This window comes from Bacillus sp. 103mf (assembly GCF_900116295.1).
GTDB classification, from domain to species: domain Bacteria; phylum Bacillota; class Bacilli; order Bacillales; family Bacillaceae_G; genus Bacillus_A; species Bacillus_A bruguierae.
The window spans coordinates 25,111-51,312 of sequence record NZ_FPAF01000022.1 but is presented as its reverse complement, the minus strand read 5'-3'; the positions used below and the strand labels follow the sequence as shown (position 1 = coordinate 51,312).

Genomic DNA, 26,202 nt, shown 5'->3' with positions numbered 1-26,202 from the left:
CGGGCAGTAAGACCCCCACCTCAAGATTCAGAGAGAGTATTGTCCAGTTCCAGTGGCTAGAATGTTCGGTGGCTTCGCTTCTTCCTACGAGGTAAAGAGCTCCTCTTTGTCAGGGGCGTGGGCGTCCTGCGTTTCTGAGCGAGCTGCTTCTGCTTTTCTAAAGAAGATAGGTGGGGGATAACTGCAGGCATGCGCCCGATTGGGCGGGCTTTCCATCAGTGGGAGATGAAAAAACTCTTCACTGATGGAAGTTTCACTTTATTAAGTGCGTTATTTTGGGATTGCAAGCTCAACTAAGCATCAGACAGACACTTCGCCTAGAAATGATTCATACACTAAAAGTATAAAGGATGTATATATTTTTTAAAATTGTTAACGCTTATAGATGTATATTGCCATTTCGTATAGAGGGGAGGAATAGTTTATTTATCGTTGGTCTAATTTTATATAGTAATGGTTAGATAGAATACGATAAATAGGCGAATATATGGGGTATATCGCAGCAAAAGAAGAAGTTTGTATTGTATGTGAACATAAAAAGGATAGTGGAATTCATTTGTATACGAGTTTCATATGTGAATCATGTGAACGAGAAATGATAGACACAAATACAAATGATCCAAAGTATATGTTTTATTTACAGCAACTGCGAAAAATACAAGTATTATCTTAGAAAAATACAAATTGAAAAAATGAGTGCAGGTCATTTTTTTCTGCATAGCAGCAACTTATATGTTGAAAAATAAAAATGGAGTTATATTGAAAAATAGGCGCAGTTGCCTATTATTTTTTTTGTGAAAATCTCTGTATAATATAGAGAGAATGAATAGTAAGGAAGAGTGAATATGGATCAAAGAAAAATGCCTTTATATGAAGCATTAAAGACCTTTGCAAGTAAGAAACCTATATCCTTTCATGTTCCGGGGCATAAAAATGGAACAAATTTTCCACACGAAGTACAAAAGTATTTTCATGATATACTTTCTATTGATGTAACAGAACTTACAGGACTTGATGATCTTCATGGTCCATTTGAATGTATAGAAGAAGCACAGTGTTTATTAGCCGAGCTATATGCAGTACAAAAAAGTCATTTTTTAATTAATGGTTCAACTGTTGGGAATTTAGCTATGTTGTTAGCGTGCTGTAATGAACATGATACAGTTCTTGTACAAAGAAACGCTCATAAATCGATTATAAATGGACTTAAATTGACTGGGGCGCGTCCTGTCTTTCTAAAGCCATGGATTGATGAAAAATCTGGTGTACCAGTTGGTGTCCCGTATGAAACGATTGAAGATGCAATTTTGCAATATCCACAAACGAAAGCTCTTATTTTAACGCATCCAAACTATTATGGTGTGGGTGTAGATTTAGAAAAGAGTATTGCATTAGCGCATAAAAATGGTATTCCTGTTTTAGTAGATGAGGCACATGGAGCGCATTTTTGTATCGGGGAGCCTTTTCCAACATCAGCGCTTGCGTATGGGGCTGATATTGTTGTTCATTCGGCACATAAAACATTACCAGCAATGACAATGGGTTCATACTTACACGTAAATAGTTCGCTTGTTGATGAAGAAAAAGTTTCTTTTTATTTAAATATGTTGCAATCTAGTAGTCCTTCTTATCCAATAATGGCTTCACTAGATATAGCTCGTTTTGTATTAGCGAAGATAAGAGAAGAGGGAGGAAAGGAGATTGCTGCATTTACTCAGCGGTTTCGCGAGACATTAAATCGTATTCCACAACTTGCTGTTTTAGACTATCCAATACAAGATGCATTAAAAGTAACAGTGCAAACACGCTGTAAGCTCTCTGGATATGAATTACAACGTCTATTTGAAGAGATAGGTATCTATGTTGAAATGGCAGATCCATATAATGTTTTACTTATTTTACCGCTCCAAGTAAATGAAGATTATATACAAGTGATTGATAAGATACAAGATGTACTATGCTCATACGATGTAGAAGATAGTAAGCCCCATATAAATTATCCTTATAAGGATAATTTATCTTCTTTGTCATTTACATATAAACAGTTGGAAAAATATAAGAAAAAAGTTGTGCCATTACGCGAGGCGTTAGGCATGATTGCGGCCGATATGATTATACCTTATCCACCAGGGATTCCTCTAGTCATGTATGGAGAGGAAATTACATTAGAGCACATAAATCAAATTTCTGGTTTAGAAGAGACTGGTGCACGTTTTCAAGGAAATATAAAAAATATTACTGTATACGATATATAGAGAAAGAAGGTTTTATGGATGAAGGGATTGTTTGTAACGATTGAAGGGCCAGAAGGATCAGGAAAATCTACATTAATTACAAAATTATTGCCGTACTTCGAGAAGAAGAAACAAAAAGTAGTGGCAACACGCGAACCGGGCGGGATTGTGATTTCAGAGGAAATTCGTACCATTTTACATAAAAAAGAGCATACAATGATGGAAGCACGTACAGAAGCATTATTATATGCTGCGGCACGCAGACAACATTTAGTAGAGAAGGTCATGCCAGCTTTAGAAGACAATTATATTGTAATATGTGATCGTTTTATAGATAGTTCTCTTGCTTATCAAGGATATGCAAGGGGTCTTGGCGTTGATAAGGTATTTGAAATTAATCGTTTTGCGACAGAAGATTGTATGCCAGATATTACAATCTATTTGGATATCGAACCAGGGGTTGGCTTAGCGCGCATTAAAAAAGATGGTAATAGAGAAGTGAATCGTTTAGATTTAGAAAGCATGGAATTTCATGAACGTGTTCGTGAAGGATATTTACAATTAGTAGATCGATTTGCAGATCGCATCGTCGTTGTAAATGCAGATCAACCAATGGAAGCTGTTGTAGAAGAAGTTACTCAGCTTATTGAACAAAAATTGTTATAATAGAAGAAAGTATAAAAAGTGAGGTATGGAATATGACGAAGACGTGGGAACAACTGTCTCTAATACAACCCATTGTTGTAAAAATGTTAATAAATAGTATTGCAAAAGAGCGTATATCCCACGCTTATTTGTTAGAGGGGCCAAAAGGAACAGGTAAACTAGAAACAGCTATGCAAATGGCGAAAAGCTTTCTTTGTTTACAACGAAATGGAGTAGAACCTTGCCATACATGTACGAATTGCCGACGCATTGATTCGGGCAATCATCCAAACGTATATATTGTTGCACCAGATGGTCTATCCATTAAGAAACAGCAAATTCATGAATTACAAGAAGAGTTTTCAAAAACAGGTCTAGAAGCAACTAAAAAAATATATATTATTGAGCATGCCGATAAGATGACAACAAATGCTGCAAATACGCTGCTTAAATTTTTAGAAGAACCAAGTAGTGACACAGCGGCAATTTTGTTAACTGAGCAAAGTCATCAAATTTTAAGTACTATTTTATCCCGCTGTCAAATTGTCACATTTAGACCGCTTCCGAAAAGTGCTTTGGTTAACCGTTTAGAAAGTGAAAAAATAAGTATTTCTTTAGGGAATCTTGCAGCGGAACTTACAAATAGTTTTGATGAGGCACTATCGTTTTGCAATGATGAATGGTTTGCACAAGCACGAACTTTAGTGATAAAATTATGTGAAGCCCTAGAGAAAGATACCACGTCTCTTTTTTTTGTACAGGAGAAGTGGGTGAAGCATTTTGGAGAGAAAGAACAACTACAGCTAGGATTAGATATGTTGCTCCTTATTTATAAGGATTTATTATATGTTCAATTGGAAGAAGAAGAGCGTCTCGTTTTTCAAGACCAAAAGGAGTTATTTCAATCTTTTTCCTATTCTCAAAAGCGCATTGTATCGGCTCTTTTCAGTATATTAGAAGCAAAAAATAGAATCAACGCTAATGTAAATGCGCAGCTTGTGTTCGAGCAGTTAGTGTTGCGGTTGCAGGAGGGATGACCGTTTGTATGATGTAGTAGGTGTTCGATTTAAGAAGGCCGGAAAAGTGTATTACTTTGACCCAAATCAATTTGATATCTCAGAAAATGAGTTTGCAATCGTGGAGACAGTACGGGGAATCGAATATGGGAAAGTTGTTATCACAAAGAAACAAGTCGATGAAAATGATGTTGTACTACCACTAAAGAAAGTTATTCGGATTGCAAATGAAACTGACCGTACAATTGTTGAGGAAAATAAACGTGCAGCAAAAGAAGCATATCAAGTTTGTCAGGAGAAAGTAATCGAGCATGATCTTGATATGAAGCTTGTTGACGTGGAATATACATTTGATCGTAATAAGGTTATTTTTTATTTTACGGCAGACGGTCGCATTGATTTTCGCGAGCTTGTAAAAGATTTGGCGGCTATTTTTCGGACAAGAATCGAATTAAGACAAATTGGTGTTCGTGATGAAGCAAAAATGCTAGGTGGTATTGGTCCATGTGGCCGAATGCTTTGCTGTTCTACTTTTTTAGGGGATTTTGAACCTGTATCCATAAAAATGGCAAAAGATCAAAATTTATCATTAAATCCTGCGAAAATTTCAGGATTATGTGGACGATTGATGTGTTGTTTAAAGTATGAAAATGATGAATATGAAGCAGCAAAAGAGCAACTTCCAGATTTAGATGAGAAGATACAAACACCGAATGGTCTTGGTCGTGTAATCGGATTAAATATTTTAGAAAGATTAATTCAAGTGGAGTTAGTAGACAAGGAACGGATAGTAGAATATACGTTAGATGAATTAATGAATAAAGGGGTCGTTTCGAGTCAAACCACAGATTAATGAGGTGGGTGCTTGTGGAGAAAAAAGATATTTTTGCAGCGGTTTCCAGTATGGAAGAGCAAATTGGACATCTCTATAAACAGTTGGGAGAGTTAAAGCAGCATCTCGCAGAGCTACTTGAAGAAAACCAACATATTAAAATGGAAAATGAAAATTTGCGGAAGCGTTTTGAAGAAGTTCAGAATAAGCAGAAACAGAAGTTGAATAAGCGAAAAGAAATAAAGCCTAAAATAGATATCGGTGAAGGATATGATAATTTAGCACGCCTGTATCAAGAAGGTTTTCATATTTGTAATTTGCATTATGGAAGTGTACGTAAAGAAGGGGATTGTTTATTCTGCTTATCATTTTTAAATAAAAAATAAAATTACCTTTCCAATAAATTGGAAAGGTAATTTTTTGTACATATAATCAAAATAGAAGTAATGGACGTTAGACTGTTATGAGCGTAGCCCAGATTGTCTTAACGTTTGCTAAAATAAAGCTTGAATGAGATAAGGAAGGAAGAAAGACATGCAGTTGTATGGAGATGAACGTTTAGATTATTTACTATCAAAAGATATGAAAATTATTCAAAGTCCGTCAGTATTTAATTTTTCATTAGATGCAGTATTATTGGCAAACTTTGCGTGGGTGCCCATTCAGAAAGGAAATATATTAGATTTGTGTACTGGTAATGCAGTGATTCCTCTTTTATTAAGTTCCCGTACGAAGGGGAAGATTACGGGAGTTGAAATACAAGAGCGTATTTACAATATGGGTGTTAGAAGTGTTCAATATAATGATTTAGAGGAGAGAATACAGCTTATTCATGGCGATTTAAAGCATATGCCGGAGCAATTGGGACGACATCAATTTGATGTTGTTACATGCAATCCACCATACTTTCAAACGCCAAAACCATCTGAGCAAAATTTAAATGAACATTTAGCAATCGCTCGTCATGAAATTATGTGTACACTAGAAGATGTTGTACGTGTTAGCAGCCAACTTGTTAAGCAAGGAGGAAAAGTTGCTTTTGTACATCGACCTGGTCGTTTGCTTGATATTGTAACGCTTATGAGAAAATATAAGATTGAGCCAAAGCGCCTCCAATTTGTGTATCCAAAAGCAGGTAAAGAAGCTAATACATTATTAATTGAGGGTATTAAAGATGGGAATGCAGATTTAAAAATTTTACCACCTCTTTTTGTATATGAAGATAATAATAAATATACGAAGGAAATGAATGAAATTTTATATGGAGCAGAATAAACATTATTTTTATGTTGTTGAATGTGCTGATGGAAGCTACTATGCAGGATATACAAACCATTTAGAGAAGCGAATTAAGGCCCATAATAGTGGAAAAGGAGCACGTTATACAAGAGCAAGACGTCCTGTTATATTAAAATATTTTGAAACTTATGAAGAAAAAAGAACTGCGATGCAGGCAGAATATCGTTTCAAGCAACTAAAACGGAAACAAAAAGATGAGTATATACAAAAAGGAGATTACTATGTGGCAGCAAAAAAGTTTTCAGATGAATGAAAGAGGAACATTATATTTAGTTCCAACTCCAATTGGCAATTTGGAAGATATGACATTTCGTGCAATTCGTATGTTAAAAGAAGCAGACTTTATTGCAGCGGAAGATACAAGACAAACGAAAAAGCTGTGCAATTACTTTGAAATTGAAACACCAGTAATGAGTTACCATGAACATAATAAAGAAGTGAGCGGGCAAAAAATTTTAGATATGTTAGAACAAGGGAAAACGGTAGCGCTTGTCAGTGATGCAGGTATGCCATGTATCTCAGATCCTGGCTATGACATTGTTGTGCAAGCAGTAGCAGAGCGATACTCAGTTGTACCTCTTCCTGGGGCAAATGCTGCACTTACAGCGTTAATTGCATCAGGATTAGAAACAAAACACTTTTATTTCTATGGGTTTTTACAGCGTCATAAAAAAGAACGTAAAGCAGAATTAGAGAAGCTACGTTATATTCCAGATACAATGATGTTTTATGAGGCACCGCATCGATTAGGAGAAACATTAGTCTCTATGAAAGATGTATTAGGGAATAGAAACGTTGTATTATGTCGTGAGCTTACGAAGAAATTTGAAGAATTTATTCATGGTTCTTTAGAAGAAGTCATTCATTGGGCAAAGGAAAATGAAGTGCGCGGAGAATTTTGTGTTTTAGTAGAAGGTTCTACAGAAGAAGCAATTAGTGAAGAGGCATGGTGGGAATCATTAACAGTTGAAGAACATGTCGAATACTACATAAAGGAGAAAGGCCTTTCTTCTAAAGAAGCAATTAAAATTGTTACAAAGGATCGAAATATGTCGAAAAGAGACGTATATCAAGCATATCATGTTGAAAAAAAATAAAGCTTCTCTATTAGAGAAGCTTTATTTTGCTGCTGCGATAAATTGTTGTAATTCATTTAAGATTTGCTCTGCGCCTTCTGGGCTTAAAATGATTTTACCTTCAGCTAATGAAAGGTTACTATCAGAAACTTCACCAGTTACTTGGCAAGTCATGTTTGGTTTATATTTTTTTAAGATGATTTTTTCATCATCAACGTAGATTTCAAGAGCATCCTTTTCTGCAATACCTAGTGTACGACGTAATTCAATTGGAATTACAACGCGGCCTAATTCATCAACTTTACGAACGATACCAGTAGATTTCATATTTGTTTTTCCTCCTCATATTCTGCAAGTCTATTTTAATTCGCCATTTTTCGACAAAATACCCTATGAACCTATGATACCAATCATTTACATTTCCGTCAATTCTTTAATTATAAAATTTATAAAAGTTTTGTAGATTTTCGCATCTATTTATTATATATACTAAAAAATAATAGATGTATAGAGAGATTTATTTTATTCTTAGAATTGTATTACTAGTGTCGGAATATAGAAATGTATATTTTTTATTGATATGAGTAATAGATGATAAAGATATAGCACATACACTCGTCTTTATACGTAAGTTTTTGATATACTGTTTATAAATACATATGAGGTCATTTGGGAGGTTTAAAATAATGACAGAGGAAAATAAGACCTTTTACATTACAACTCCGATTTATTATCCGAGTGGAAAGCTTCACATTGGACATGCTTATACGACAGTAGCGGGAGATGCAATGGCGCGCTATAAACGTATGCAGGGATACGATGTGTACTACTTAACAGGCACTGATGAACACGGACAAAAGATTCAAAAAAAAGCAGAAGAATTAAATGTTACACCACAGGCATACGTTGACAACATTGTAGCGGGAATTAAAGAACTGTGGAGTAAAATGGATATTTCTTATGACGATTTTATTCGTACAACAGAAAACCGTCATAAAGAAGTTGTGGAAAAAATCTTTAAACAACTTGTTGATCAAGGTGATATTTATCTTGATGAATATGAAGGTTGGTATTCTGTACAAGATGAAACGTTTTATACAGAGCATCAACTTGTTGATCCAGTGATGGAGAACGGAAAAATAGTTGGCGGGAAGAGCCCAGATAGTGGCCACCAAGTAGAGCTTGTTCGTGAAGAATCCTACTTCTTTAGAATGGGAAAATATGTAGATCGACTATTAAAGTTCTATGAAGATAATCCACACTTCATTCAACCAGAATCACGTAAAAATGAAATGATTAATAATTTCATTAAACCAGGATTAGAAGATTTAGCTGTTTCTCGTACTTCTTTTGCTTGGGGTGTTCGTGTACCGGGTAACCCCAAGCATGTTATTTACGTATGGGTAGATGCATTATCTAACTATATTACGGCATTAGGGTACGGAACGGAGAATGAAGAAAAGTATAAAAAATATTGGCCAGCAGATGTTCATTTAGTAGGAAAAGAAATTGTTCGTTTCCATACAATTTATTGGCCAATTATCTTAATGGCTCTTGATTTACCACTTCCGAAAAAAATATTTGCACATGGTTGGATTTTAATGAAAGACGGAAAAATGAGTAAATCAAAAGGGAACGTAGTAGATCCTGTTACGTTAATTGATCGTTATGGTTTAGATGCACTTCGTTATTATCTACTTCGTGAAGTACCATTTGGATCAGATGGTGTATTTACACCAGAAGGATTTGTTGAGCGTATTAATTTTGATCTTGCAAATGATTTAGGAAATTTATTAAATCGTACAGTAGCAATGATTGATAAATATTTTGACGGGGAAATTCCAGCCTATAAAGAAAATGTAACAGAGTTTGATGAAGCTTTAGTAACATTTGCAAAAGATACACTGCAAAAAGTAGAAGATGCAATGGAAAACATGGAGTTTTCAGTAGCACTAAGTACAATTTGGCAGCTTGTTAGCCGTACTAATAAATATATCGACGAAACACAGCCATGGGTATTAGCAAAAGATGAAAGTGATTGTGAGAAACTGGCTTCTGTTATGGCACATCTTGCAGAAACACTTCGTCAAATAGCAATTCTGTTAATGCCATTCTTGACAGAAACACCAGGGAAAATCTTTGAACAAATTGGAATTACAGATGAAGAATATAAAACTTGGAATAGCCTTTCTACAATTGGCTGCATTCCAGTTGGTACAAAAGTTGTGAAAGGACAACCTGTATTTCCACGCTTAGAAGTAGAAGTAGAAGTGGAATATATTAAAGAACAAATGAAAGGATCTGCTCCAAAAGTAGAAGAAAAGAAAGAAGCGGCGCCAGAGGTAGAAGAAATTTCAATTGATGATTTCTTTAAAGTAGACTTACGCGTAGCAGAAGTACTGGATGCAGAACCTGTAAAAAAAGCAGATAAGCTGTTAAAGATCCAACTTGATTTAGGCACAGAAAAACGACAAGTTGTCTCTGGAATTGCTAAATTTTACTCTCCAGAAGAATTAAAAGGGAAAAAAGTTATCTGTGTTACAAATTTAAAACCAGTAAAATTACGTGGAGAATTATCACAAGGTATGATTTTGGCAGGCGAAGAAAATGGAAAGTTGTCATTAGCAACAGTCGATCAAAACTTACCAAACGGTACAAAAATTAAGTAATAACGACAAAATGAGAGATGTTTCACGTGTAACATTTGTGAAGCATCTTTTTTCTTGTTGAAAATCTTTCTAAATTTCCCTTTTTTGTATCAAAATTGTAATATGGTTGTTATTGTCCTGTTAGGAAAGTAATTTTCCCCTATAATAGAATTTATTTCAAATAAAAGGAGTTCTTATTATGCTGTTTGATACACATTCACATTTAAACGCAGAGCAATTTGAAGAGGATTTACAGGAAGTAATTGCAAGAATGAAAGAAGCTGGTGTTTCTTATACAGTTGTAGTTGGTTTTGATGAAGTGACCATCAAAAAGGCAATTGAATTGGCAGAAACATATGATTTTATTTATGCAGCTGTTGGTTGGCATCCCGTTGATGCGATTGATATGACAGAAGAACATTTAAAATGGCTGGAAGAGTTAGCGGCTCATCCGAAAGTCGTTGCACTTGGTGAAATGGGCTTGGATTATCATTGGGACAAATCTCCGAAAGAAGTGCAAAAAGAAGTATTTCGTAAACAAATTAAGCTAGCAAGAAAGGTTAATTTACCAATTATTATACATAATCGGGATGCAACGCAAGACATCGTAGATATTTTGAAAGAAGAAAATGCAGCTGAAGTAGGAGGAATCATGCATTGTTTTAGTGGCAGTGTTGAAGTTGCAAAACAGTGTGTGGAGATGAATTTTCTAATTTCATTAGGCGGGCCAGTAACCTTTAAAAATGCAAAGAAACCAAAAGAAGTTGCGATGGAAATTCCAATGGAACAACTTTTAATTGAAACAGATTGTCCTTATTTAACTCCTCATCCGTTTCGTGGAAAACGAAATGAACCAAGCTATGTAAAGCTTGTTGCGGAGGAAATTGCAAAATTAAAAGGGCTATCTTATGAAGAAGTAGCGGTCAAAACAACAGAAAATGCAAAAAAACTATTCGGCATTCAATAATGGGAAGTAGAGGAGGTATTCCTCCTCTCTTTCTTCCTTCACCTATGTTTATCTTCAGATAAGTAACACTACTAGAAATAGTAGGAGAATGAGAGTTAATAATTCTGATCTAGACAGGGAGGGTACTTTATTTTGATTGCAAATGCTAAAAAGTTATTATCCAGGTTAGAAGTGAACAAAAGATTAGTAGTAAGATTTACGAGTGCATTAATTATTTCAGGATCTGTTGGGACAGTAGCTTATGCGGGAACAACAGATAAAATAACTATTGAAGTAGATGGAAAGAAACAAGAAATTTATACACATGCGAATACTGTAAGTGAGTTGTTGCAGGAAGAGAAGATTTAAGTGGCAGCAAAAGATCATATATATCCAGCAATTTCTGCGAAAATTAAGGATGAAATGAAAGTAATTGTCGAAAAAGCGAAGCCATTTACGATTATAGTGGATGGAAAAGAGAAACAAGTACAATTAACAGCAAAAACAGTAAAAGATTTGTTAGTAGAAGAACATATTGAAATTAGTGAACATGATAAAGTATATCCTAGTTTGCATACATCGTTAGAAGGCACTCAAAAAATTATGATTCAAAAAGCATTCCCAGTTACATTATATGTTGGCGGTCAAGAACAGCAAGTATGGTCAACTTCGACTACTGTCGCTAACTTTTTGAAAGAACGACAAGTATCACTAAGCGAAATGGATAGAGTAGAACCGGCTTTACAGGAAGTGATGCAACAAAATATAAAGGTCAAAGTGGTTCGAGTAGAAAAAGTAAGCGATGTAGTGGAAGAGCCAATTCCCTTTACTGAAGTGAGACAAGAAGATTCCTCACTCCCTAAGGGAACAGAAAAAGTGATTCAAGAAGGAATAGAAGGAAAAAGGAAGAAAGTATTTGCAGTCATCAAAGAGGATGGAAATGAAGTTTCAAGAAACTTACAGAAAGAAGAACTAGTGCAAGAAGAAAAAAATCGTATTGTAGCTGTTGGCAAAAAAGAAGAAAAGCCTATTTTAGATGATGCAGAAGGTGTAGTTACCAACGAATTTTTTGTGCAAGCAACAGCTTACTCACCGTATTGTGGTGGATGCCAAGGTGTAAGCGCGGGTGGTTATAATTATAAGGAAAATCCAAATATGAAATTAATTGCAGTAGATCCACGGATTATTCCTCTTGGAACAAAGGTATGGGTAGAAGGATATGGATATGCAGTTGCTGGTGACACGGGCGGAGCAATTAAAGGGTATCGTATTGATGTTCTTATGCCAACAGAATCACAGGTAGATGCTTGGGGAAGAAAACAAGTAAAGATTAAAGTGTTACAATAATATGGTAAGCAGAGGAACTTTTTCTCCTCTGCTTTTTAAATTGTATCAACTAGGAAAATAATAATGGAAAAGTAGGCGTTTTTTTGTTTTACTAATTAGAGATGTGAAATGAGTGTGGAGGAAGTTATGAAGATTAAAGAAATAATTGTTGTGGAAGGTAAGGATGATACAGTTGCCATTAAGCGTGCAGTGGATGCAGATACAATTGAAACGAACGGTTCGGCAATTGGAGATCATGTCATTGAACAGGTAAAATTGGCGCAACAAACACGAGGTGTTATTATTTTTACAGACCCTGATTACCCTGGAGAACGTATTCGTAAAATTATTTCTGAGAAAGTGCCAGGATGTAAACACGCATTTTTACCAAAAGAAGAAGCATTGGCAAAGCGAAAGAAGGGTGTTGGCATTGAGCATGCTTCTAATGAATCTATTAGGCGCGCTTTGGAAAGTTTACATGGGGAGATGGAAGAGTACACAAGCGAAATTCATTGGATTGACTTAGTAGAAGCGGGGCTTGTTGGTGGAGAAAAAGCAAAAAGCCGCAGAGAACGAATGGGTAAGCTATTAAAGATCGGTTATACAAATGCAAAACAGTTACATAAACGTTTGCAAATGTTTCAAATTTCAAAGCAGGATTTTGCAAAAGCGTATAAGCAAGTATTACAGGAGGAAAAGAAATGAAAGATATCGCAACGCCAAATCGTACAAAAGATATTGTTGAAAAGTATGGATTTTCATTTAAAAAGAGTTTAGGACAAAACTTTTTAATTGATACAAATGTATTAAATCGGATTGTAGATTACGCGGAGGTTGGATCTGAGAGTGGGGCAATCGAGATTGGACCCGGTATTGGAGCATTAACAGAACAACTGGCAAAACGTGCTAAGAAGGTAGTAGCGTTTGAAATTGATCAACGTCTTTTACCTATTTTAGAAGATACATTAGCGCCTTATAATAATGTAACGGTAATTAATAAGGATATTTTAAAAGCTGATGTAAATACCGTATTTCAAGAGCAGTTTGAAGAAGGGCAAGATGTAATGGTAGTAGCGAACTTACCATACTATGTGACAACGCCAATTTTATTTAAGTTATTAGAAGAACAATTACCAGTGCGTGGTTTTGTTGTGATGATGCAAAAAGAAGTAGCAGATCGCTTAGCAGCTCGTCCAGGAACAAAAGATTATGGTTCGTTGTCAATTGCCATTCAATACTATACAGAACCAGAAACGGTGATGACGGTTCCGCGTACAGTATTTGTACCACAGCCAAATGTAGATTCAGCAGTTATTCGTTTACTAAGACGTCCAAAGCCACTTGTGGAAGTAAAAGATGAAGCATTCTTCTTTGAAGTAGTGCGTGCTAGCTTTGCACAGCGACGTAAAACATTAATGAATAATTTATCTAATAATTTAAATGGTTTTCCAAAGGATAAAATATTACTTGAACGTATATTAGCAGAAGTTGAAATTGATCCGAAACGAAGAGGCGAAACATTATCAATTGAAGAGTTTGCAAAGTTAAGCAACGCTTTATTTTTATCTCGTATTAACGGGCAATAAGACCCCCACTGATGGAAGTTTCACTTTATATAAAATGTAAAAGGTAGCTCGTTTTGAGCTGCCTTTTTTGTCACCTTTTTCCTATAAGTTCATAGGCTAAAACAGAACGTAGTGAGTTATATGTCCCTACGAGTTTGGAGGTAAAAGGATGGCTGTACACGTTGGAGATTTAGTGGAGAGAAAGTCTTATAAGCGCGACCTTCTTTTTCGAGTAACAGAAATAAAAGACACGATAGCAATTTTGTTTGGGGAAGAATTTCGGCTCGTAGCAGATGCACCAATAGAAGATTTAGTTCTTGTCGATCAACGGGATTATACGAAAAGAGTGAAACAGGAACGAGAAACAATGGAAAAGACATATCGTTTATTTCAACAAGATTATGTATTAATGAGAGAGCGCCAAGAATATCAGTCAACAGGCGGCTATGCAAATGAAGTAAATTATTTTCAAATGCCAGGTAAAGTGCTCCATCTTGATGGGGATCCTTTATATTTAAGAAAATGCTTAGATCTATATACGAAAATAGGTGTGCCTGTACAGGGAATTCATTGTAAAGAAACGGAGATGCAAGACAAGGTTCTAGATTTAATTGAGCATGTTCGTCCTGATATCTTAGTGATTACCGGACATGATGCTTATACAAAATCAAAAGGAGAAATGGGCAATTTAGCCGCTTATCGTCATTCTAAGCATTTTGTACAGGCTGTACGTACAGTACGAAAAAAGTATCCTTCATTAGATCACCCTGTTATTTTTGCTGGAGCATGTCAATCGCATTTTGAAGCTCTTATTCGAGCTGGAGCAAATTTTGCAAGCTCTCCGTCCCGTATTAATATTCATGCATTAGATCCAGTATATGTTGTAGCAAAAGTGAGCTTTACTTCTTTTATGGAACGGGTTAATGTTTGGGATGTAATACGCAATACAGTAACCGGTGAGAAGGGGCTTGGTGGAATTGAAACAAAAGGAATTTTACGAACAGGATTGCCCTTTCAATATTATGAAGAGTGAGCAAGGTAAGCATTTGCCTTGCTTTTTATGTATGCGCTTTTTGAGATTTGGATAAAAAAGTATAAGAACGTACAGACTATATATGTATAACTTGTATTTTTATACTTTCCATCCCAATTACAGCGAGGTGTAGCATGATATGTCAAAACGTTTAGATGAAATTAAAAGTGCTTTGGACCATCATCTTGGTCAGAGGCTTATGCTAAAAGCCAATAGTGGAAGAAGGAAGACGATAGAACGATCTGGTGTGCTGGCAGAAACATACCGTTCGGTTTTTGTAGTTCAACTTGATCAACAAGAAGATACATTTCAGCGTGTTTCTTATAGTTATGCAGACGTATTAACAGAGACTGTTGAGCTTACGTTTTATGATGCACAAGATAATGAAATCATGTTAGATGGACAATCTGTTTAAGGATGGGGTTTGTTTGATTACATATATTTTCCGGATTTGAAGAAATTCGTAGTGTCACATACTAAATGTACCGTAGCGATAAAGGGGGACTTGCGTTGAGTAGACGAAGAGGAGTCATGTCAAATAAATTTAAAGAAGAGCTTGCAAAAGAGCTTGGATTTTATGATGTCGTGCAAAAAGAAGGATGGGGCGGAATTCGTGCGAAAGATGCTGGTAATATGGTTAAACGTGCAATTGAAATTGCAGAGCAGCAATTGATGAAACAAAACCAGTAACAGTAAGATACTTCTATGCTACGGTAGCCGAGGAGATGTTCCTCGGCTTTTTGCACGCGAAAAAGTTGTATTCGTAGTGTATAAGTAGTTTCATTCTTGATGCTTTTCGTTATAATTAGGAAAGTGTCATCGTTCTACTATAAATTTATGGTAAAATAAACGATAAAAGATTGAGTACATAGAGTAGGTGAATAGATTGAAGCTACTAGTTAAAGCACCAGCAAAAATTAATTTGTCGTTAGATGTACTAGGGAAAAGACCGGACGGTTATCATGAAGTTAAAATGATTATGACAACAATTGATTTAGCAGATCGGTTAGAACTAACAGAGTTATCTGAAGACCGGATTGAAATTGTATCTCATAACCGTTATGTCCCAGACGACCAAAGAAATTTAGCTTATCAGGCGGCAAAATTGTTAAAGGAACGCTTTCAAGTAAAAAGCGGAGTATCTATTACAATTGAAAAAACGATTCCGGTTGCAGCAGGCTTAGCAGGTGGAAGCAGCGATGCAGCTGCAGCATTAAGAGGTCTGAATCAATTATGGAATCTTGGACTTACAATTGATGAACTTGCAGAATTAGGTGCCGAGATTGGATCAGATGTATCGTTTTGTGTATATGGCGGAACTGCCATTGCAACAGGTCGTGGAGAAAAAATCGAACACATTAAGACACCTCCTTCTTGCTGGGTTATTTTGGCTAAACCACATATTGGTGTATCTACAGCTGACGTATATGGGAATTTACGATTAAATCGTGTAACACATCCAGATGTAAACCGTATGGTTGAAGTGATTCAAAATGGTGACTATGAGGGAATTTGTCATGCTGTTGGCAATGTATTAGAAGATGTAACATTTTCAATGCATCCTGAAGTTGCACATATTAAGGCTCAGATGAAACGTTTCGGTGCAGATGCGGTTTTAATGAGTGGTAGCGGTCCCACAGTTTTTGGTTTAGTTCGTCATGATTCACGCATGCACCGTATTTATAACGGTTTAAAAGGATTTTGTGATCAAGTATACGCAGTTCGTTTATTAGGAGAGCGGGAAGGTCTTGAATAAAGGCGTATAATAAGTTATGATTTGTTTAAAATATTCGTAATTTGAGGTGAGAGCATGAAAATTAGACGAAGTACAAGATTAGTCGATATGACTTATTATTTGCTTCAAAACCCTCGTCAGTTAGTTTCTCTCACTTTTTTTGCTGAACGGTATCAATCTGCTAAATCTTCTATTAGTGAAGATTTAGTTATTATTAAACAAACGTTTGAACAACAAGGAGTCGGCACATTACAAACGGTACCAGGCGCAGCAGGAGGAGTGAAATATATCCCATATATAAGTCAGAAGGAAGCAAAGCAAATTATTAGTGAGCTTTGTAAATTATTTGAGAATCCTGATCGTATTCTTCCGGGTGGTTATTTATATATGACGGATCTTTTAAGTAATCCGCGCTACATTAATGGTGCAGGAAGACTTTTTGCTTCTGTATTTGCAAGACAGCCAATTGACGCTGTTATGACAGTTGCGACGAAAGGGATTCCTTTGGCATATGCAGTAGCCAATTATTTAAATGTCCCAGTCGTAATTGCTAGAAAAGATAATAAAGTAACAGAAGGCCCAACAGTAAGTATTAATTATGTGTCAGGTTCTTCTAAGCGTATTCAAACGATGACATTAGCAAAGCGTAGTCTTCCGGAAGGTGCGAATGTATTAATCATTGATGATTTTATGAAGGCTGGCGGAACAGTGCAAGGTATGATGAGTATGCTTGAGGAATTTAATGCAAATGTTGTTGGCATTGGTGTTTTAGTGGAATCAAGTGATATTGAGGAAAGACTTGTAGATAACTTTGTTTCGTTAATTCGCTTGTCTGAAGTAGATGTGAGAGAAAAGACGATTCAGGTGGAAAAAGGAAATTATTCTTTAAGTCCATTTGCTGATATGATTGTAGAAGTTGAATAAGATAAACAATCTTCTTCATAGATTGTTTTAAAGAAGATACTGTTCGTCAGAGCGGGGGAAAAGATAAAGCAACTGCTTTATCTTTTTTTATACTGATTGTAACTACTCAGTTACTTTATGAAAAACCGACAGAAAAGCATTTTTTTAAATGGGCGAGAGGGACTGGCGATGCATAGGAGCGGTCAGTGCCTTTTCCTGCCCTTGTTTGCATGACAGCAGTCTATATGCCAAAAAATGAATTTATAAGTACTAGAGAGACACATCTTCACTAGAATCATACCCTTTTCTAAATTTCTAAAAGGTATAGCTGAGTAGTTACTACTGATTGATAATAAGCTTTTACCAGTTGGGTACTTTGTCATATTATTTACGAGCAGTAAGTTTTAGCAGGTGGTAAGCTCCCAACTTTGGAGGCTTACCACCTGCTAAAACAATAGGTTTCTTGTTAGGGGCAGCTTGTAAAAGCAGGATAAAAAATATAAAAGGGTGAGGAATAATGAAAGTAGTTCAAACAAATGAGGCGCCGCAGGTGATTGGTCCATATTCACAAGGTATGATTGTAAATAATATGTTTTACAGTTCTGGACAAATTCCTTTAACAGTAAATGGTGAACTTGTGACTGGGGATGTAAAGGAACAAACAGAGCAAGTGTTTCAAAATTTAAAGGCAGTATTAATAGAAGCGGGAGCATCGTTTGAGACAGTGGTAAAAACAACTGTATTTTTAAAAGATATGAATGATTTTGATGCGGTAAATGAAGTATATAGTACATATTTTTCTACAAATAAACCAGCACGTTCTTGTGTACAAGTAGTGAAATTACCGAAAGATGTATCTGTTGAAATTGAAGTTATTGCCCTTGTAAAATAAGGAATTGTAAGCGATAACTTATATTTATTTATATATTTTACTTATATAAAAATTTTTATCTTAAAAATTTTTGAAAAATTGAAGGAAAAATAGAACATTTGTGGAATTTATAGAAATATATCGCTTATTTAGAAAAAGGGTGGTGAACACAAGATGGAAGTGACTGACGTAAGATTACGCCGCGTAAACACAGAAGGCCGCATGCGAGCGATTGCTTCTATTACACTAGACCATGAATTTGTTGTTCATGATATTCGTGTAATTGATGGCAATAATGGATTATTTGTAGCAATGCCAAGTAAACGTACTCCAGATGGAGAGTTCCGTGATATTGCTCATCCAATTAATTCTAATACTCGTTCTAAGATTCAAGATGCGGTTTTAACTGAGTATCACCGTTTAGGCGAGTTAGAAGAAGTTGAGTTTGAAGAAGCTGGAGCTTCGTAAAATTCGAATAAGAAGAGCTCTAAAAGAAGAGCTCTATAATTTTGGCAAACTCCTGTAAGCATTTACAGGAGTTTGTTGTTGTTTTCATATATTATATAAATCGATTTTGATTTTTTAGCATATAAGTCGCTGCTATGCAGAAACAACTAATCTGCATTTCCTCTTTACCTTTGTTTTCACACTTGCATATGGCGAGGTATTCTCCTTGAAAAAGAAAGAGATTTTTATATCATTTTTTCAATTTGCATCTATAATAGTTGCCTCAATTTTTCATGAAAAGAGAATAGTATAGCTTATTTCATAAAAAGATATGAAATACTAAAACATTGTATAAAAGTTATGGTAAAATTTAATAGTTATAAGGTGTTTCTTGAAATATATAGTTATTTAGGATAATATCTTTAATGGATAAATAGGTTGCGATGGAGGGTCTATATGTCAAAAAGATTTGCAGTGATTCTTGCTGCAGGGAAAGGCACACGTATGAAGTCAAGTTTATACAAAGTGCTACATCCTGTATGCGGGAAACCGATGGTACAGCATGTAGTTGATCAAGTCTCTCAGCTAGAAGTGCAGAAACTTGTTACGGTTGTTGGACACGGCGCTGAAAAGGTACAAGATCAATTAGGAAGTGCAAGTGAATTTGCATTGCAAACAGAGCAGCTAGGAACAGCGCATGCCGTTATGCAAGCAGCTGATGCACTGGGGAACGAGGAAGGAACAACATTAGTAATTTGTGGTGATACACCTCTTATTACAGCAGAAACAATGGAAGCTTTATTAAAGCAGCATGAAGAAGCAGGTGCAAAGGCAACGGTATTAACAGCCTATATAGAAGAGCCTGCTGGTTATGGTCGGATTGTTCGGAATGAAAATGGTCATGTTGAAAAAATTGTTGAACATAAAGATGCAAATGAAGTAGAGCGAGCTATTAAAGAAATTAATACAGGTACGTATTGTTTTGATAATAAAGCGCTATTTGCTTCCCTTTCTAAAGTTTCCAATGAAAATGTGCAGGGAGAATATTACCTTCCAGATGTAATTGAGATTTTGAAAAATGAAGGTCATATTGTATCTGCCTATCAAACAGAGCATTTTGATGAAACATTAGGAGTTAACGACAGGGTCGCTCTATCGCAAGCGGAAGACATTATGAAAAAACGTATTAACCGTAAACACATGGTAAATGGTGTTACGATTATTGATCCGAACAACACGTATATTTCTGGTGATGCAAAAATTGGTAATGATACGGTTATTTATCCGGGAACAATTATTGAAGGTTATACTGTTATTGGATCAAATTGTGAAGTTGGACCACATACAGTCATACGTGATAGTGAAGTGGGCGATAATACAACAATTCGTCAGTCTACTGTTCATGATAGTAAGATTGGTATTGATGTTGCAATTGGACCGTTCGCTCATATCCGTCCGCAATCTGTTATTGGTAATGAAGTTCGTGTTGGAAACTTCGTTGAAATTAAAAAGACTGTTTTCGGGAATAGAAGTAAAGCTTCTCACTTAAGCTATATTGGTGATGCAGAGGTGGGAGAAGATGTAAATCTTGGCTGTGGTTCTATTACAGTAAACTACGATGGCAAGAATAAATTTAAAACTGTGATTGGCGATGGTGTGTTTATTGGTTGTAACTCAAACCTTGTTGCTCCTGTAACAGTTCGAGATGGTGCTTATGTTGCGGCAGGTTCTACAATTACAGAAGATGTGCCAGCAAAAGCATTATCAATTGCACGTGCACGTCAAACAAACAAAGAAGATTATGTTGATCAATTGCTGAATAAGAAAAATTCATAATGTGGAGGGTTAATCTAGATGTCGACTCAATATCTAAATTCTAATTTGAAAGTATTTTCTTTAAACTCTAATAAGGCACTTGCTGAGCAAATTGCAAAGCACATTGGAGTAGAATTAGGAAAATGTTCTGTTGCACGCTTTAGTGATGGAGAAATTCAAATTAACATTGAAGAAAGTATTCGTGGTTGCGATGTATTTGTCATCCAATCTACGAGCTTCCCAGTAAACGAGCATATTATGGAATTGCTTATTATGATTGATGCATTAAAACGTGCATCTGCGAAAACAATTAACATTGTTATTCCTTACTATGGTTATGCACGTCAAGATCGTAAAGCGCGCTCTCGTGAGCCGATTACAGCGAAACTTTTTGCAAACTTACTGGAAACAGCGGGTGCTACTCGTGTAATTACTCTAGATTTACATGCTCCACAAATTCAAGGATTCTTCGATATTCCAATCGACCATTTAATGGGTGTACCTATTCTTTCTGATTGCTTTGAGAAGAAAGGTCTTAAGGATATTGTAATCGTATCTCCTGACCATGGTGGTGTAACACGTGCTCGAAAAATGGCAGATCGCTTAAAAGCGCCAATCGCCATTATCGATAAACGCCGTCCGCGTCCAAACGTAGCGGAAGTAATGAATATCGTAGGTAATATCGAAGGTAAAACAGCAATTTTAATTGATGACATCATTGATACAGCTGGTACAATTACATTGGCAGCAAACGCTCTTATAGAGAACGGTGCTTCTGAAGTATATGCTTGCTGTACACACCCAGTTTTATCTGGTCCAGCAATTGAACGTATTCAAAATTCAAACATTAAAGAGTTAGTTGTAACAAACTCTATCGTATTACCAGAAGAAAAGAAAATTGATAAAGTACAAGAACTTTCTGTTGCTCCGTTAATTGGAGAAGCAATTATTCGTGTTTACGAAGAAGAATCTGTAAGTGTACTATTCAATTAATTGGATAGAATGAGACGTAACCAGTGTTGGTTACGTCTTTTCGTATCGAAAAAAGAAAGTGGTGTTACAAATGAAATTAATAGTAGGACTTGGTAACCCAGGGAGAGAATATGAATTAACAAGGCATAACATTGGGTTCATGGCAATAGATGAATTATCTAAACGTTGGAATATCCCATTAAATGAGCAGAAATTTAAGGGATTATTCGGTGCGGGTTTTGTAAATGGAGAGAAAGTTATTTTATTAAAGCCACTTACATATATGAATTTATCTGGAGAAAGTATTCGTCCACTTATGGATTACTATAAAATTGATATTGAAGACTTTGTAGTGATGTATGATGATTTAGATATTCCAGTTGGAAAATTACGTCTTCGCATGAAAGGTAGTGCGGGTGGCCATAACGGTGTGAAATCAACGATTGCACATTTAGGAACACAGGAATTTCAACGCATTCGTATGGGAATTGATCGTCCTAAAAATGGGATGAAAGTAGTCGATTATGTATTAGGACGTTTTACGGCAGATGAGATGCCAGAGGTAGAACGAGCAATTGAAAAAAGTGCAAGTGCATGTGAAGAATGGTTGAAAACTCCATTTTTACAAGTTATGAATACTTTCAATAATTAATATTTCAAAAATGGAATATTTTTTAATATTTATATCCATAATAGTAATAACTGTACCGCTAGGAGGAAATTATGGACGGACATTATTACTGCAGACATTGTGGGTATAGGATAGGTAGTATTACAGCGGAGAAGGTATACGGCTTTGTGCTAGGTCAACTAACAGAGCAGGAGCGATTAGAAATGATTCATTTTGATGAAAACGGAAATATATATATAAAAACAATTTGTGAATCGTGTCAAAAAACGCTCGCATCCTATCCAGAGTATTATGAATATGAACTGTTCTTACAATGAAAATGAACTAACTATCAGAGTATGTTTTTCTTACCAATAGTTAGTTGAACACATTGTCCCTTTATAATAGGGGAGAACTTCCGCCCTTCTCTTTTCTAAATATGAAGATGAGAGGCTTACAGCTATGAGGGATAGGATGTAATGCTTCGCTTTGGCTTGTCCAAAGCATTTTTCTGTTTTCTTTTTCCGAAATATTTGCATAAAATATAGTAGCTTGCTCTTTATGTTGAGAGGAGTTTTGAAAAATGATAGGTTTACTAGAGCAATTTTACGAAAATAAAGAAATACGATCAATTATAGATGGATTAGAAGAAGGTTTAAAAGAACAGCTTATCTCAGGTATGGCAACCTCTTCTCGTTCATTATTAATGGCTAGTTTATATAAAAAAACAAAGCAGTCACAGCTTGTTATCACACATAATTTATATCAAGCGCAAAAAGTATATGAGGATTTGGTTTCATTAATTGGAGAGCAGGATGTTTGGTTATATCCTGTAAATGAATCTATTGCATCAGAAATCGGTGTTGCGAGCCCAGAATTGAAGGCGCAGCGCATTGAAGTGCTGAATCGCTTAGCGGCTGGAGAAAGTGGAATTATTGTGGCTCCTGTTGCTGGTTTGCGCCGGTTTTTACCAAGAAAAGAGATGTGGAAGAAACAGCAAATTGAATTAAAAATGGGACAAGAAATCGATCTTGATGAACTGTTTCACGTGTTAACGACTATGGGATATGAACGTAAATCTATGGTAGAAGCTCCTGGAGAATTTAGTGTTCGCGGTGGAATATTAGACATCTATCCATTAACGGAAGAATTACCAATTCGTATTGAATTTTTTGATACCGAAGTAGATTCCATCCGTTCCTTTACTGTAGAAGAACAGCGCTCACAGGAGAAGATGGATAAAATATCATTTGGCCCAGCTACAGAATTTGTATTTTCTAAAGAAGAACTAGCATTTGGAATTCAGAAGTTAGAATCAAGTTTAGCTAATACAATAAAAAAAGTATCTGATGAGAAGCTAAAAACAATAATATTAGAAACTGTTACATATGAGTTAGAATTATTGAAAAATGGACAGACCATTGAGCAGATGTTTAAATATTTATCTTTATTTTATAATGAACCTGCTAGTCTAATAGAATATTTACCGGAAAATGGTGTTGTTATTCTAGATGAGGTCTCTCGAATTCAGGAAACAGCAGAGCATTTAGAAACAGAGGAAGCAGAATGGTATATATCGCTTCTTGGAGAAGGTGCAATTGTTCAAGATTTAACTTTTTCTCATAATTTTGCACAATTTTTGAACCATAAAAAACGAAAATTCTTGTACTTAACTTTGTTTTTACGCCACATTCCGCATACACAACCGCAAAACATTGTGAATCTGACATGTAAAACGATGCAAGACTTTCACGGTCAAATGAATTTGTTAAAAACAGAAATTGATAGATGGACGAAAAGTCGTTTTACAACGGTTGTATTAGGTGCAAATGAAGAACGAACAAAGAAATTGCAGCACATTTTAAATGATTATGATATTGAAGCAGATATTATTGAAGGAACAGAGGTATTGCTCCCAGGTCGTATTCAAGTTATGGTGGGTGACTTACATGCAGGTTTTGAAATGCCGATGCAAAAGCTTGCGATTATTACCGAAAAAGAATTATTTAATAAAAAGGTAAAAAAATCACAGCGTAAGCAAAAACTTTCGAATGCAGAGAGAATTAAAAGTTACTCTGAATTAAAAGTTGGTGATTATGTTGTTCACGTAAATCACGGTATCGGTAAATTTTTAGGAATTGAAACATTAGAAATTAATGGTGTCCATAAAGATTATTTGCATATCAAATATCAAGGAAATGATAAGTTATACGTTCCAATTGAACAAATTGACCAGGTGCAAAAGTATGTAGGATCTGAAGGGAAAGATCCGAAAATTTACAAGCTTGGTGGAAATGATTGGAAGAAAGTTAAGACAAAGGTAGAAAAATCTGTTCAAGATATTGCGGATGATTTAATTAAGCTGTATGCAGAGCGCGAAGCATCAAAAGGATACGCGTTTACTCCGGATACTTCTGAGCAACAGGAATTTGAATCATCATTCCCTTATCAAGAAACGGAAGATCAGTTACGCTCAATTGCAGAAATTAAGAAGGATATGGAGCGCGGTCGTCCGATGGATCGTTTGCTTTGCGGTGACGTTGGATATGGAAAAACTGAAGTAGCAATTCGTGCTGCTTTTAAAGCAATTATGGATGAAAAACAAGTTGCGATTTTAGTACCGACGACAATTTTAGCGCAACAGCATTATGAAACAATCCGAGAGCGCTTCCAAGATTATCCAATTAATATTGGGTTATTAAGTCGCTTTCGTACGAGAAAACAGCAGAATGAAACAATTAAAGGATTAAAAGATGGCACTGTTGATATTGTTATCGGTACACATCGTCTTCTGTCAAAGGATGTCATATATAAAGATTTAGGATTACTTATTATTGATGAAGAGCAGCGCTTTGGTGTAACACATAAAGAAAAAATTAAGCAATTAAAGGCTAATATTGATGTACTAACATTAACAGCGACACCAATTCCGCGTACGCTTCATATGTCTATGTTAGGTGTTCGTGATTTATCTGTTATTGAAACGCCGCCAGAAAATCGTTTTCCGGTACAAACGTATGTTGTAGAATATAATCCAGCGTTAATAAGAGAGGCAATTGAACGTGAACTTGCAAGAGGTGGGCAAGTATATTTCTTATACAACCGCGTTGAAGATATTGAGCGAAAAGTAGATGAAATTTCAATGCTTGTTCCTGATGCACGTGTAACTTTTGCGCATGGAAAGATGAATGAGAGTGAATTAGAATCTGTTATGCTTGCTTTCTTAGAGGGTCAACACGATGTACTTGTAAGTACAACGATTATTGAAACAGGCGTTGATATTCCGAACGTAAATACATTAATTGTATTCGATGCAGATCGTATGGGATTATCGCAGTTGTATCAGTTACGGGGCCGGGTAGGGCGTTCTAATCGTGTTGCCTATGCATATTTCACGTATAAGCGTGATAAAGTGTTATCTGAGGTGGCAGAAAAACGGTTGCAGGCTATTAAAGAATTTACAGAGCTAGGATCTGGATTTAAAATTGCTATGCGTGATTTATCTATCCGCGGGGCCGGGAATCTACTAGGTGCAGAGCAGCATGGCTTTATTGATTCCGTTGGTTTTGATTTATATTCACAAATGTTAAAAGATGCAATTGAACAGCGGATAGGTACGGGTGCAGAAGAGCAAGTAATTGATGTTGAAATTGATCTAGAAGTAGATGCATATTTACCAGATGCGTATATTTCCGATAGCAAACAAAAAATTATGATGTATAAGCAATTTAGGGGCGTTTCTACTATTGAGGATATTGAAGAATTACAAGAAGAGATGATTGATCGCTTCGGTGACTATCCACAAGAAGTTGGATATTTATTACAAATCGCGAATATTAAAGCGCTAGCGATGCAAGAGGGAATCGAATTGATTAAGCAAATGAAACAAGAAGTGACACTGCTATTTTCAGAAAAGGCTAGTCAAAATATTGATGGTGGAAAATTATTTATGCTTGGTAGCAGTTTTGGGCGTATGATTGGCCTTGGTATGGAAGGTTCCCGTTTGAAAATTGTGATGAATGTGCGTGAAATAGAAGTAGCAAAGTGGCTTACAATCGCTGAAAATTTATTAAAAGGTTTAAAAGACGTGAAAAAAGAAGAGATAAATGCTTAAATAAGAATAAAAAATACAATTCGGCGTGTATAGAAGAACTAATGTGTAAAATACTATGCTTAATAGTTGGTGGTTTTTACATGAACAGGTAAAAGCACCACTTTTATCATCAGTA

At 35.7% G+C, this 26,202-nt stretch carries 28 protein-coding genes; 27 read left to right on the top strand and 1 reads right to left on the bottom strand.

Translation table 11 applies throughout. The features are described 5' to 3' along the window. The first annotated feature begins 487 nt into the window (after window positions 1-487). The 9 genes from BM350_RS24265 (at window position 488) to rsmI (ending at window position 7,123) form a co-directional block, all read left to right on the top strand. Window positions 488-673, top strand: coding sequence for a sigma factor G inhibitor Gin (locus tag BM350_RS24265; protein WP_090918086.1), 186 nt, complete (start codon window positions 488-490; stop codon window positions 671-673). Between the two features lie 172 nt (window positions 674-845). Next, window positions 846-2,255: an aminotransferase class I/II-fold pyridoxal phosphate-dependent enzyme gene (locus tag BM350_RS24260; protein WP_090918088.1), complete on the top strand. Its 1,410-nt coding sequence runs from the start codon at window positions 846-848 to the stop codon at window positions 2,253-2,255. A gap of 18 nt (window positions 2,256-2,273) precedes the next feature. After that, window positions 2,274-2,900, top strand: coding sequence for a dTMP kinase (gene tmk / locus BM350_RS24255; protein WP_090918090.1), 627 nt, complete (start codon window positions 2,274-2,276; stop codon window positions 2,898-2,900). A gap of 32 nt (window positions 2,901-2,932) precedes the next feature. After that, window positions 2,933-3,916 (top strand): DNA polymerase III subunit delta', encoded by a 984-nt coding sequence (holB, locus tag BM350_RS24250; RefSeq protein WP_090918092.1) that lies wholly within the window; start codon window positions 2,933-2,935, stop codon window positions 3,914-3,916. 4 nt (window positions 3,917-3,920) lie between these two features. Then, window positions 3,921-4,748, top strand: coding sequence for a PSP1 domain-containing protein (locus BM350_RS24245; RefSeq protein ID WP_090918094.1), 828 nt, complete (start codon window positions 3,921-3,923; stop codon window positions 4,746-4,748). A 14-nt stretch (window positions 4,749-4,762) separates the two neighbouring features. Further along, window positions 4,763-5,113 (top strand): DNA replication initiation control protein YabA, encoded by a 351-nt coding sequence (gene yabA / locus BM350_RS24240; protein WP_139207724.1) that lies wholly within the window; start codon window positions 4,763-4,765, stop codon window positions 5,111-5,113. A gap of 148 nt (window positions 5,114-5,261) precedes the next feature. Further along, on the top strand, window positions 5,262-6,002 hold the full coding sequence (locus tag BM350_RS24235) for a tRNA1(Val) (adenine(37)-N6)-methyltransferase (protein WP_090918097.1): 741 nt from the start codon (window positions 5,262-5,264) through the stop codon (window positions 6,000-6,002). Next, the gene (locus BM350_RS24230) at window positions 5,989-6,279 is read left to right on the top strand and encodes a GIY-YIG nuclease family protein (RefSeq protein ID WP_090918170.1); all 291 of its coding nucleotides are present in this window, start codon (window positions 5,989-5,991) and stop codon (window positions 6,277-6,279) included. The genes BM350_RS24235 and BM350_RS24230 overlap by 14 nt, the downstream gene beginning before the upstream one ends. Beyond that, window positions 6,248-7,123 (top strand): 16S rRNA (cytidine(1402)-2'-O)-methyltransferase, encoded by an 876-nt coding sequence (rsmI, locus tag BM350_RS24225; protein ID WP_090918098.1) that lies wholly within the window; start codon window positions 6,248-6,250, stop codon window positions 7,121-7,123. Before BM350_RS24230 ends, rsmI begins: the two co-directional genes overlap by 32 nt. A 21-nt stretch (window positions 7,124-7,144) precedes the next feature. Here the strand turns inward: rsmI and BM350_RS24220 are convergent, their stop codons facing one another. Continuing rightward, the gene (locus BM350_RS24220) at window positions 7,145-7,429 is read right to left on the bottom strand and encodes an AbrB/MazE/SpoVT family DNA-binding domain-containing protein (RefSeq protein WP_020062162.1); all 285 of its coding nucleotides are present in this window, start codon (window positions 7,427-7,429) and stop codon (window positions 7,145-7,147) included. Between the two features lie 359 nt (window positions 7,430-7,788). Between BM350_RS24220 and metG the strand changes: the two genes are divergently transcribed. From metG to mfd, 18 genes are all read left to right on the top strand, one after another. Further along, entirely contained in the window at window positions 7,789-9,771 is a 1,983-nt protein-coding gene (metG, locus tag BM350_RS24215; protein WP_090918100.1) for a methionine--tRNA ligase, read from the top strand. A gap of 178 nt (window positions 9,772-9,949) precedes the next feature. Next, entirely contained in the window at window positions 9,950-10,717 is a 768-nt protein-coding gene (locus tag BM350_RS24210) for a TatD family hydrolase (protein ID WP_090918102.1), read from the top strand. A gap of 132 nt (window positions 10,718-10,849) precedes the next feature. Next, window positions 10,850-11,065: a ubiquitin-like domain-containing protein gene (locus tag BM350_RS24205; RefSeq protein ID WP_170857766.1), complete on the top strand. Its 216-nt coding sequence runs from the start codon at window positions 10,850-10,852 to the stop codon at window positions 11,063-11,065. Further along, window positions 11,066-12,043: a G5 and 3D domain-containing protein gene (locus BM350_RS24200; RefSeq protein WP_090918106.1), complete on the top strand. Its 978-nt coding sequence runs from the start codon at window positions 11,066-11,068 to the stop codon at window positions 12,041-12,043. A gap of 126 nt (window positions 12,044-12,169) precedes the next feature. After that, window positions 12,170-12,727 carry a ribonuclease M5 gene (gene rnmV, locus BM350_RS24195; RefSeq protein ID WP_035433610.1) on the top strand — a complete coding sequence of 186 codons (558 nt, stop codon included), beginning with the start codon at window positions 12,170-12,172 and terminating at the stop codon, window positions 12,725-12,727. After that, on the top strand, window positions 12,724-13,608 hold the full coding sequence (gene rsmA, locus BM350_RS24190; RefSeq protein WP_090918108.1) for a 16S rRNA (adenine(1518)-N(6)/adenine(1519)-N(6))-dimethyltransferase RsmA: 885 nt from the start codon (window positions 12,724-12,726) through the stop codon (window positions 13,606-13,608). Before rnmV ends, rsmA begins: the two co-directional genes overlap by 4 nt. Before the next feature lie 148 nt (window positions 13,609-13,756). Next, complete coding sequence (gene yabG, locus BM350_RS24185; RefSeq protein ID WP_090918109.1) at window positions 13,757-14,620, top strand: sporulation peptidase YabG; 864 nt, start codon at window positions 13,757-13,759, stop codon at window positions 14,618-14,620. A gap of 139 nt (window positions 14,621-14,759) precedes the next feature. Beyond that, on the top strand, window positions 14,760-15,035 hold the full coding sequence (locus BM350_RS24180; protein ID WP_090918111.1) for a biofilm formation stimulator Veg: 276 nt from the start codon (window positions 14,760-14,762) through the stop codon (window positions 15,033-15,035). A 95-nt stretch (window positions 15,036-15,130) separates the two neighbouring features. Beyond that, window positions 15,131-15,310 (top strand): acid-soluble spore protein SspF, encoded by a 180-nt coding sequence (gene sspF, locus BM350_RS24175; RefSeq protein ID WP_090918113.1) that lies wholly within the window; start codon window positions 15,131-15,133, stop codon window positions 15,308-15,310. A gap of 196 nt (window positions 15,311-15,506) precedes the next feature. Beyond that, on the top strand, window positions 15,507-16,376 hold the full coding sequence (gene ispE / locus BM350_RS24170) for a 4-(cytidine 5'-diphospho)-2-C-methyl-D-erythritol kinase (RefSeq protein ID WP_139207725.1): 870 nt from the start codon (window positions 15,507-15,509) through the stop codon (window positions 16,374-16,376). A gap of 54 nt (window positions 16,377-16,430) precedes the next feature. Next, complete coding sequence (gene purR, locus BM350_RS24165) at window positions 16,431-17,279, top strand: pur operon repressor (RefSeq protein ID WP_090918117.1); 849 nt, start codon at window positions 16,431-16,433, stop codon at window positions 17,277-17,279. A 496-nt stretch (window positions 17,280-17,775) separates the two neighbouring features. After that, a complete protein-coding gene (locus BM350_RS24160) occupies window positions 17,776-18,150 on the top strand; it encodes a RidA family protein (protein WP_090918119.1) in 375 nt (124 codons plus the stop codon). Between the two features lie 153 nt (window positions 18,151-18,303). Then, window positions 18,304-18,597 (top strand): septation regulator SpoVG, encoded by a 294-nt coding sequence (gene spoVG, locus BM350_RS24155; protein WP_000454042.1) that lies wholly within the window; start codon window positions 18,304-18,306, stop codon window positions 18,595-18,597. 435 nt (window positions 18,598-19,032) lie between these two features. Next, window positions 19,033-20,412 (top strand): bifunctional UDP-N-acetylglucosamine diphosphorylase/glucosamine-1-phosphate N-acetyltransferase GlmU, encoded by a 1,380-nt coding sequence (gene glmU, locus BM350_RS24150; protein ID WP_090918122.1) that lies wholly within the window; start codon window positions 19,033-19,035, stop codon window positions 20,410-20,412. 18 nt (window positions 20,413-20,430) lie between these two features. After that, window positions 20,431-21,384, top strand: a complete 954-nt coding sequence (locus tag BM350_RS24145; protein ID WP_090918124.1) for a ribose-phosphate diphosphokinase — start codon at window positions 20,431-20,433, stop codon at window positions 21,382-21,384. A gap of 70 nt (window positions 21,385-21,454) precedes the next feature. Beyond that, the gene (gene pth / locus BM350_RS24140; protein ID WP_090918126.1) at window positions 21,455-22,015 is read left to right on the top strand and encodes an aminoacyl-tRNA hydrolase; all 561 of its coding nucleotides are present in this window, start codon (window positions 21,455-21,457) and stop codon (window positions 22,013-22,015) included. 71 nt (window positions 22,016-22,086) lie between these two features. Beyond that, window positions 22,087-22,311, top strand: coding sequence for an anti-sigma-F factor Fin family protein (locus BM350_RS24135; RefSeq protein ID WP_090918128.1), 225 nt, complete (start codon window positions 22,087-22,089; stop codon window positions 22,309-22,311). Between the two features lie 245 nt (window positions 22,312-22,556). Continuing rightward, on the top strand, window positions 22,557-26,087 hold the full coding sequence (mfd, locus tag BM350_RS24130; protein ID WP_090918130.1) for a transcription-repair coupling factor: 3,531 nt from the start codon (window positions 22,557-22,559) through the stop codon (window positions 26,085-26,087). The last annotated feature ends 115 nt before the right edge of the window (window positions 26,088-26,202 follow it).

Coding starts and splice junctions, on each gene's coding strand:
- BM350_RS24265 (WP_090918086.1), top strand. CDS start 488: ATGGGGTATATCGCAGCAAAAGAAGAAGTTTGTATTGTATGTGAACAT.
- BM350_RS24180 (WP_090918111.1), top strand. CDS start 14,760: ATGTCAAAACGTTTAGATGAAATTAAAAGTGCTTTGGACCATCATCTT.
- rnmV (WP_035433610.1), top strand. CDS start 12,170: ATGAAGATTAAAGAAATAATTGTTGTGGAAGGTAAGGATGATACAGTT.
- BM350_RS24260 (WP_090918088.1), top strand. CDS start 846: ATGGATCAAAGAAAAATGCCTTTATATGAAGCATTAAAGACCTTTGCA.
- BM350_RS24220 (WP_020062162.1), bottom strand. CDS start 7,429: ATGAAATCTACTGGTATCGTTCGTAAAGTTGATGAATTAGGCCGCGTT.
- holB (WP_090918092.1), top strand. CDS start 2,933: ATGACGAAGACGTGGGAACAACTGTCTCTAATACAACCCATTGTTGTA.
- rsmA (WP_090918108.1), top strand. CDS start 12,724: ATGAAAGATATCGCAACGCCAAATCGTACAAAAGATATTGTTGAAAAG.
- BM350_RS24210 (WP_090918102.1), top strand. CDS start 9,950: ATGCTGTTTGATACACATTCACATTTAAACGCAGAGCAATTTGAAGAG.
- BM350_RS24160 (WP_090918119.1), top strand. CDS start 17,776: ATGAAAGTAGTTCAAACAAATGAGGCGCCGCAGGTGATTGGTCCATAT.
- purR (WP_090918117.1), top strand. CDS start 16,431: ATGAAAATTAGACGAAGTACAAGATTAGTCGATATGACTTATTATTTG.
- glmU (WP_090918122.1), top strand. CDS start 19,033: ATGTCAAAAAGATTTGCAGTGATTCTTGCTGCAGGGAAAGGCACACGT.
- pth (WP_090918126.1), top strand. CDS start 21,455: ATGAAATTAATAGTAGGACTTGGTAACCCAGGGAGAGAATATGAATTA.
- tmk (WP_090918090.1), top strand. CDS start 2,274: ATGAAGGGATTGTTTGTAACGATTGAAGGGCCAGAAGGATCAGGAAAA.
- BM350_RS24145 (WP_090918124.1), top strand. CDS start 20,431: ATGTCGACTCAATATCTAAATTCTAATTTGAAAGTATTTTCTTTAAAC.
- rsmI (WP_090918098.1), top strand. CDS start 6,248: ATGTGGCAGCAAAAAAGTTTTCAGATGAATGAAAGAGGAACATTATAT.
- metG (WP_090918100.1), top strand. CDS start 7,789: ATGACAGAGGAAAATAAGACCTTTTACATTACAACTCCGATTTATTAT.
- spoVG (WP_000454042.1), top strand. CDS start 18,304: ATGGAAGTGACTGACGTAAGATTACGCCGCGTAAACACAGAAGGCCGC.
- mfd (WP_090918130.1), top strand. CDS start 22,557: ATGATAGGTTTACTAGAGCAATTTTACGAAAATAAAGAAATACGATCA.
- yabG (WP_090918109.1), top strand. CDS start 13,757: ATGGCTGTACACGTTGGAGATTTAGTGGAGAGAAAGTCTTATAAGCGC.
- BM350_RS24135 (WP_090918128.1), top strand. CDS start 22,087: ATGGACGGACATTATTACTGCAGACATTGTGGGTATAGGATAGGTAGT.
- BM350_RS24230 (WP_090918170.1), top strand. CDS start 5,989: ATGGAGCAGAATAAACATTATTTTTATGTTGTTGAATGTGCTGATGGA.
- BM350_RS24235 (WP_090918097.1), top strand. CDS start 5,262: ATGCAGTTGTATGGAGATGAACGTTTAGATTATTTACTATCAAAAGAT.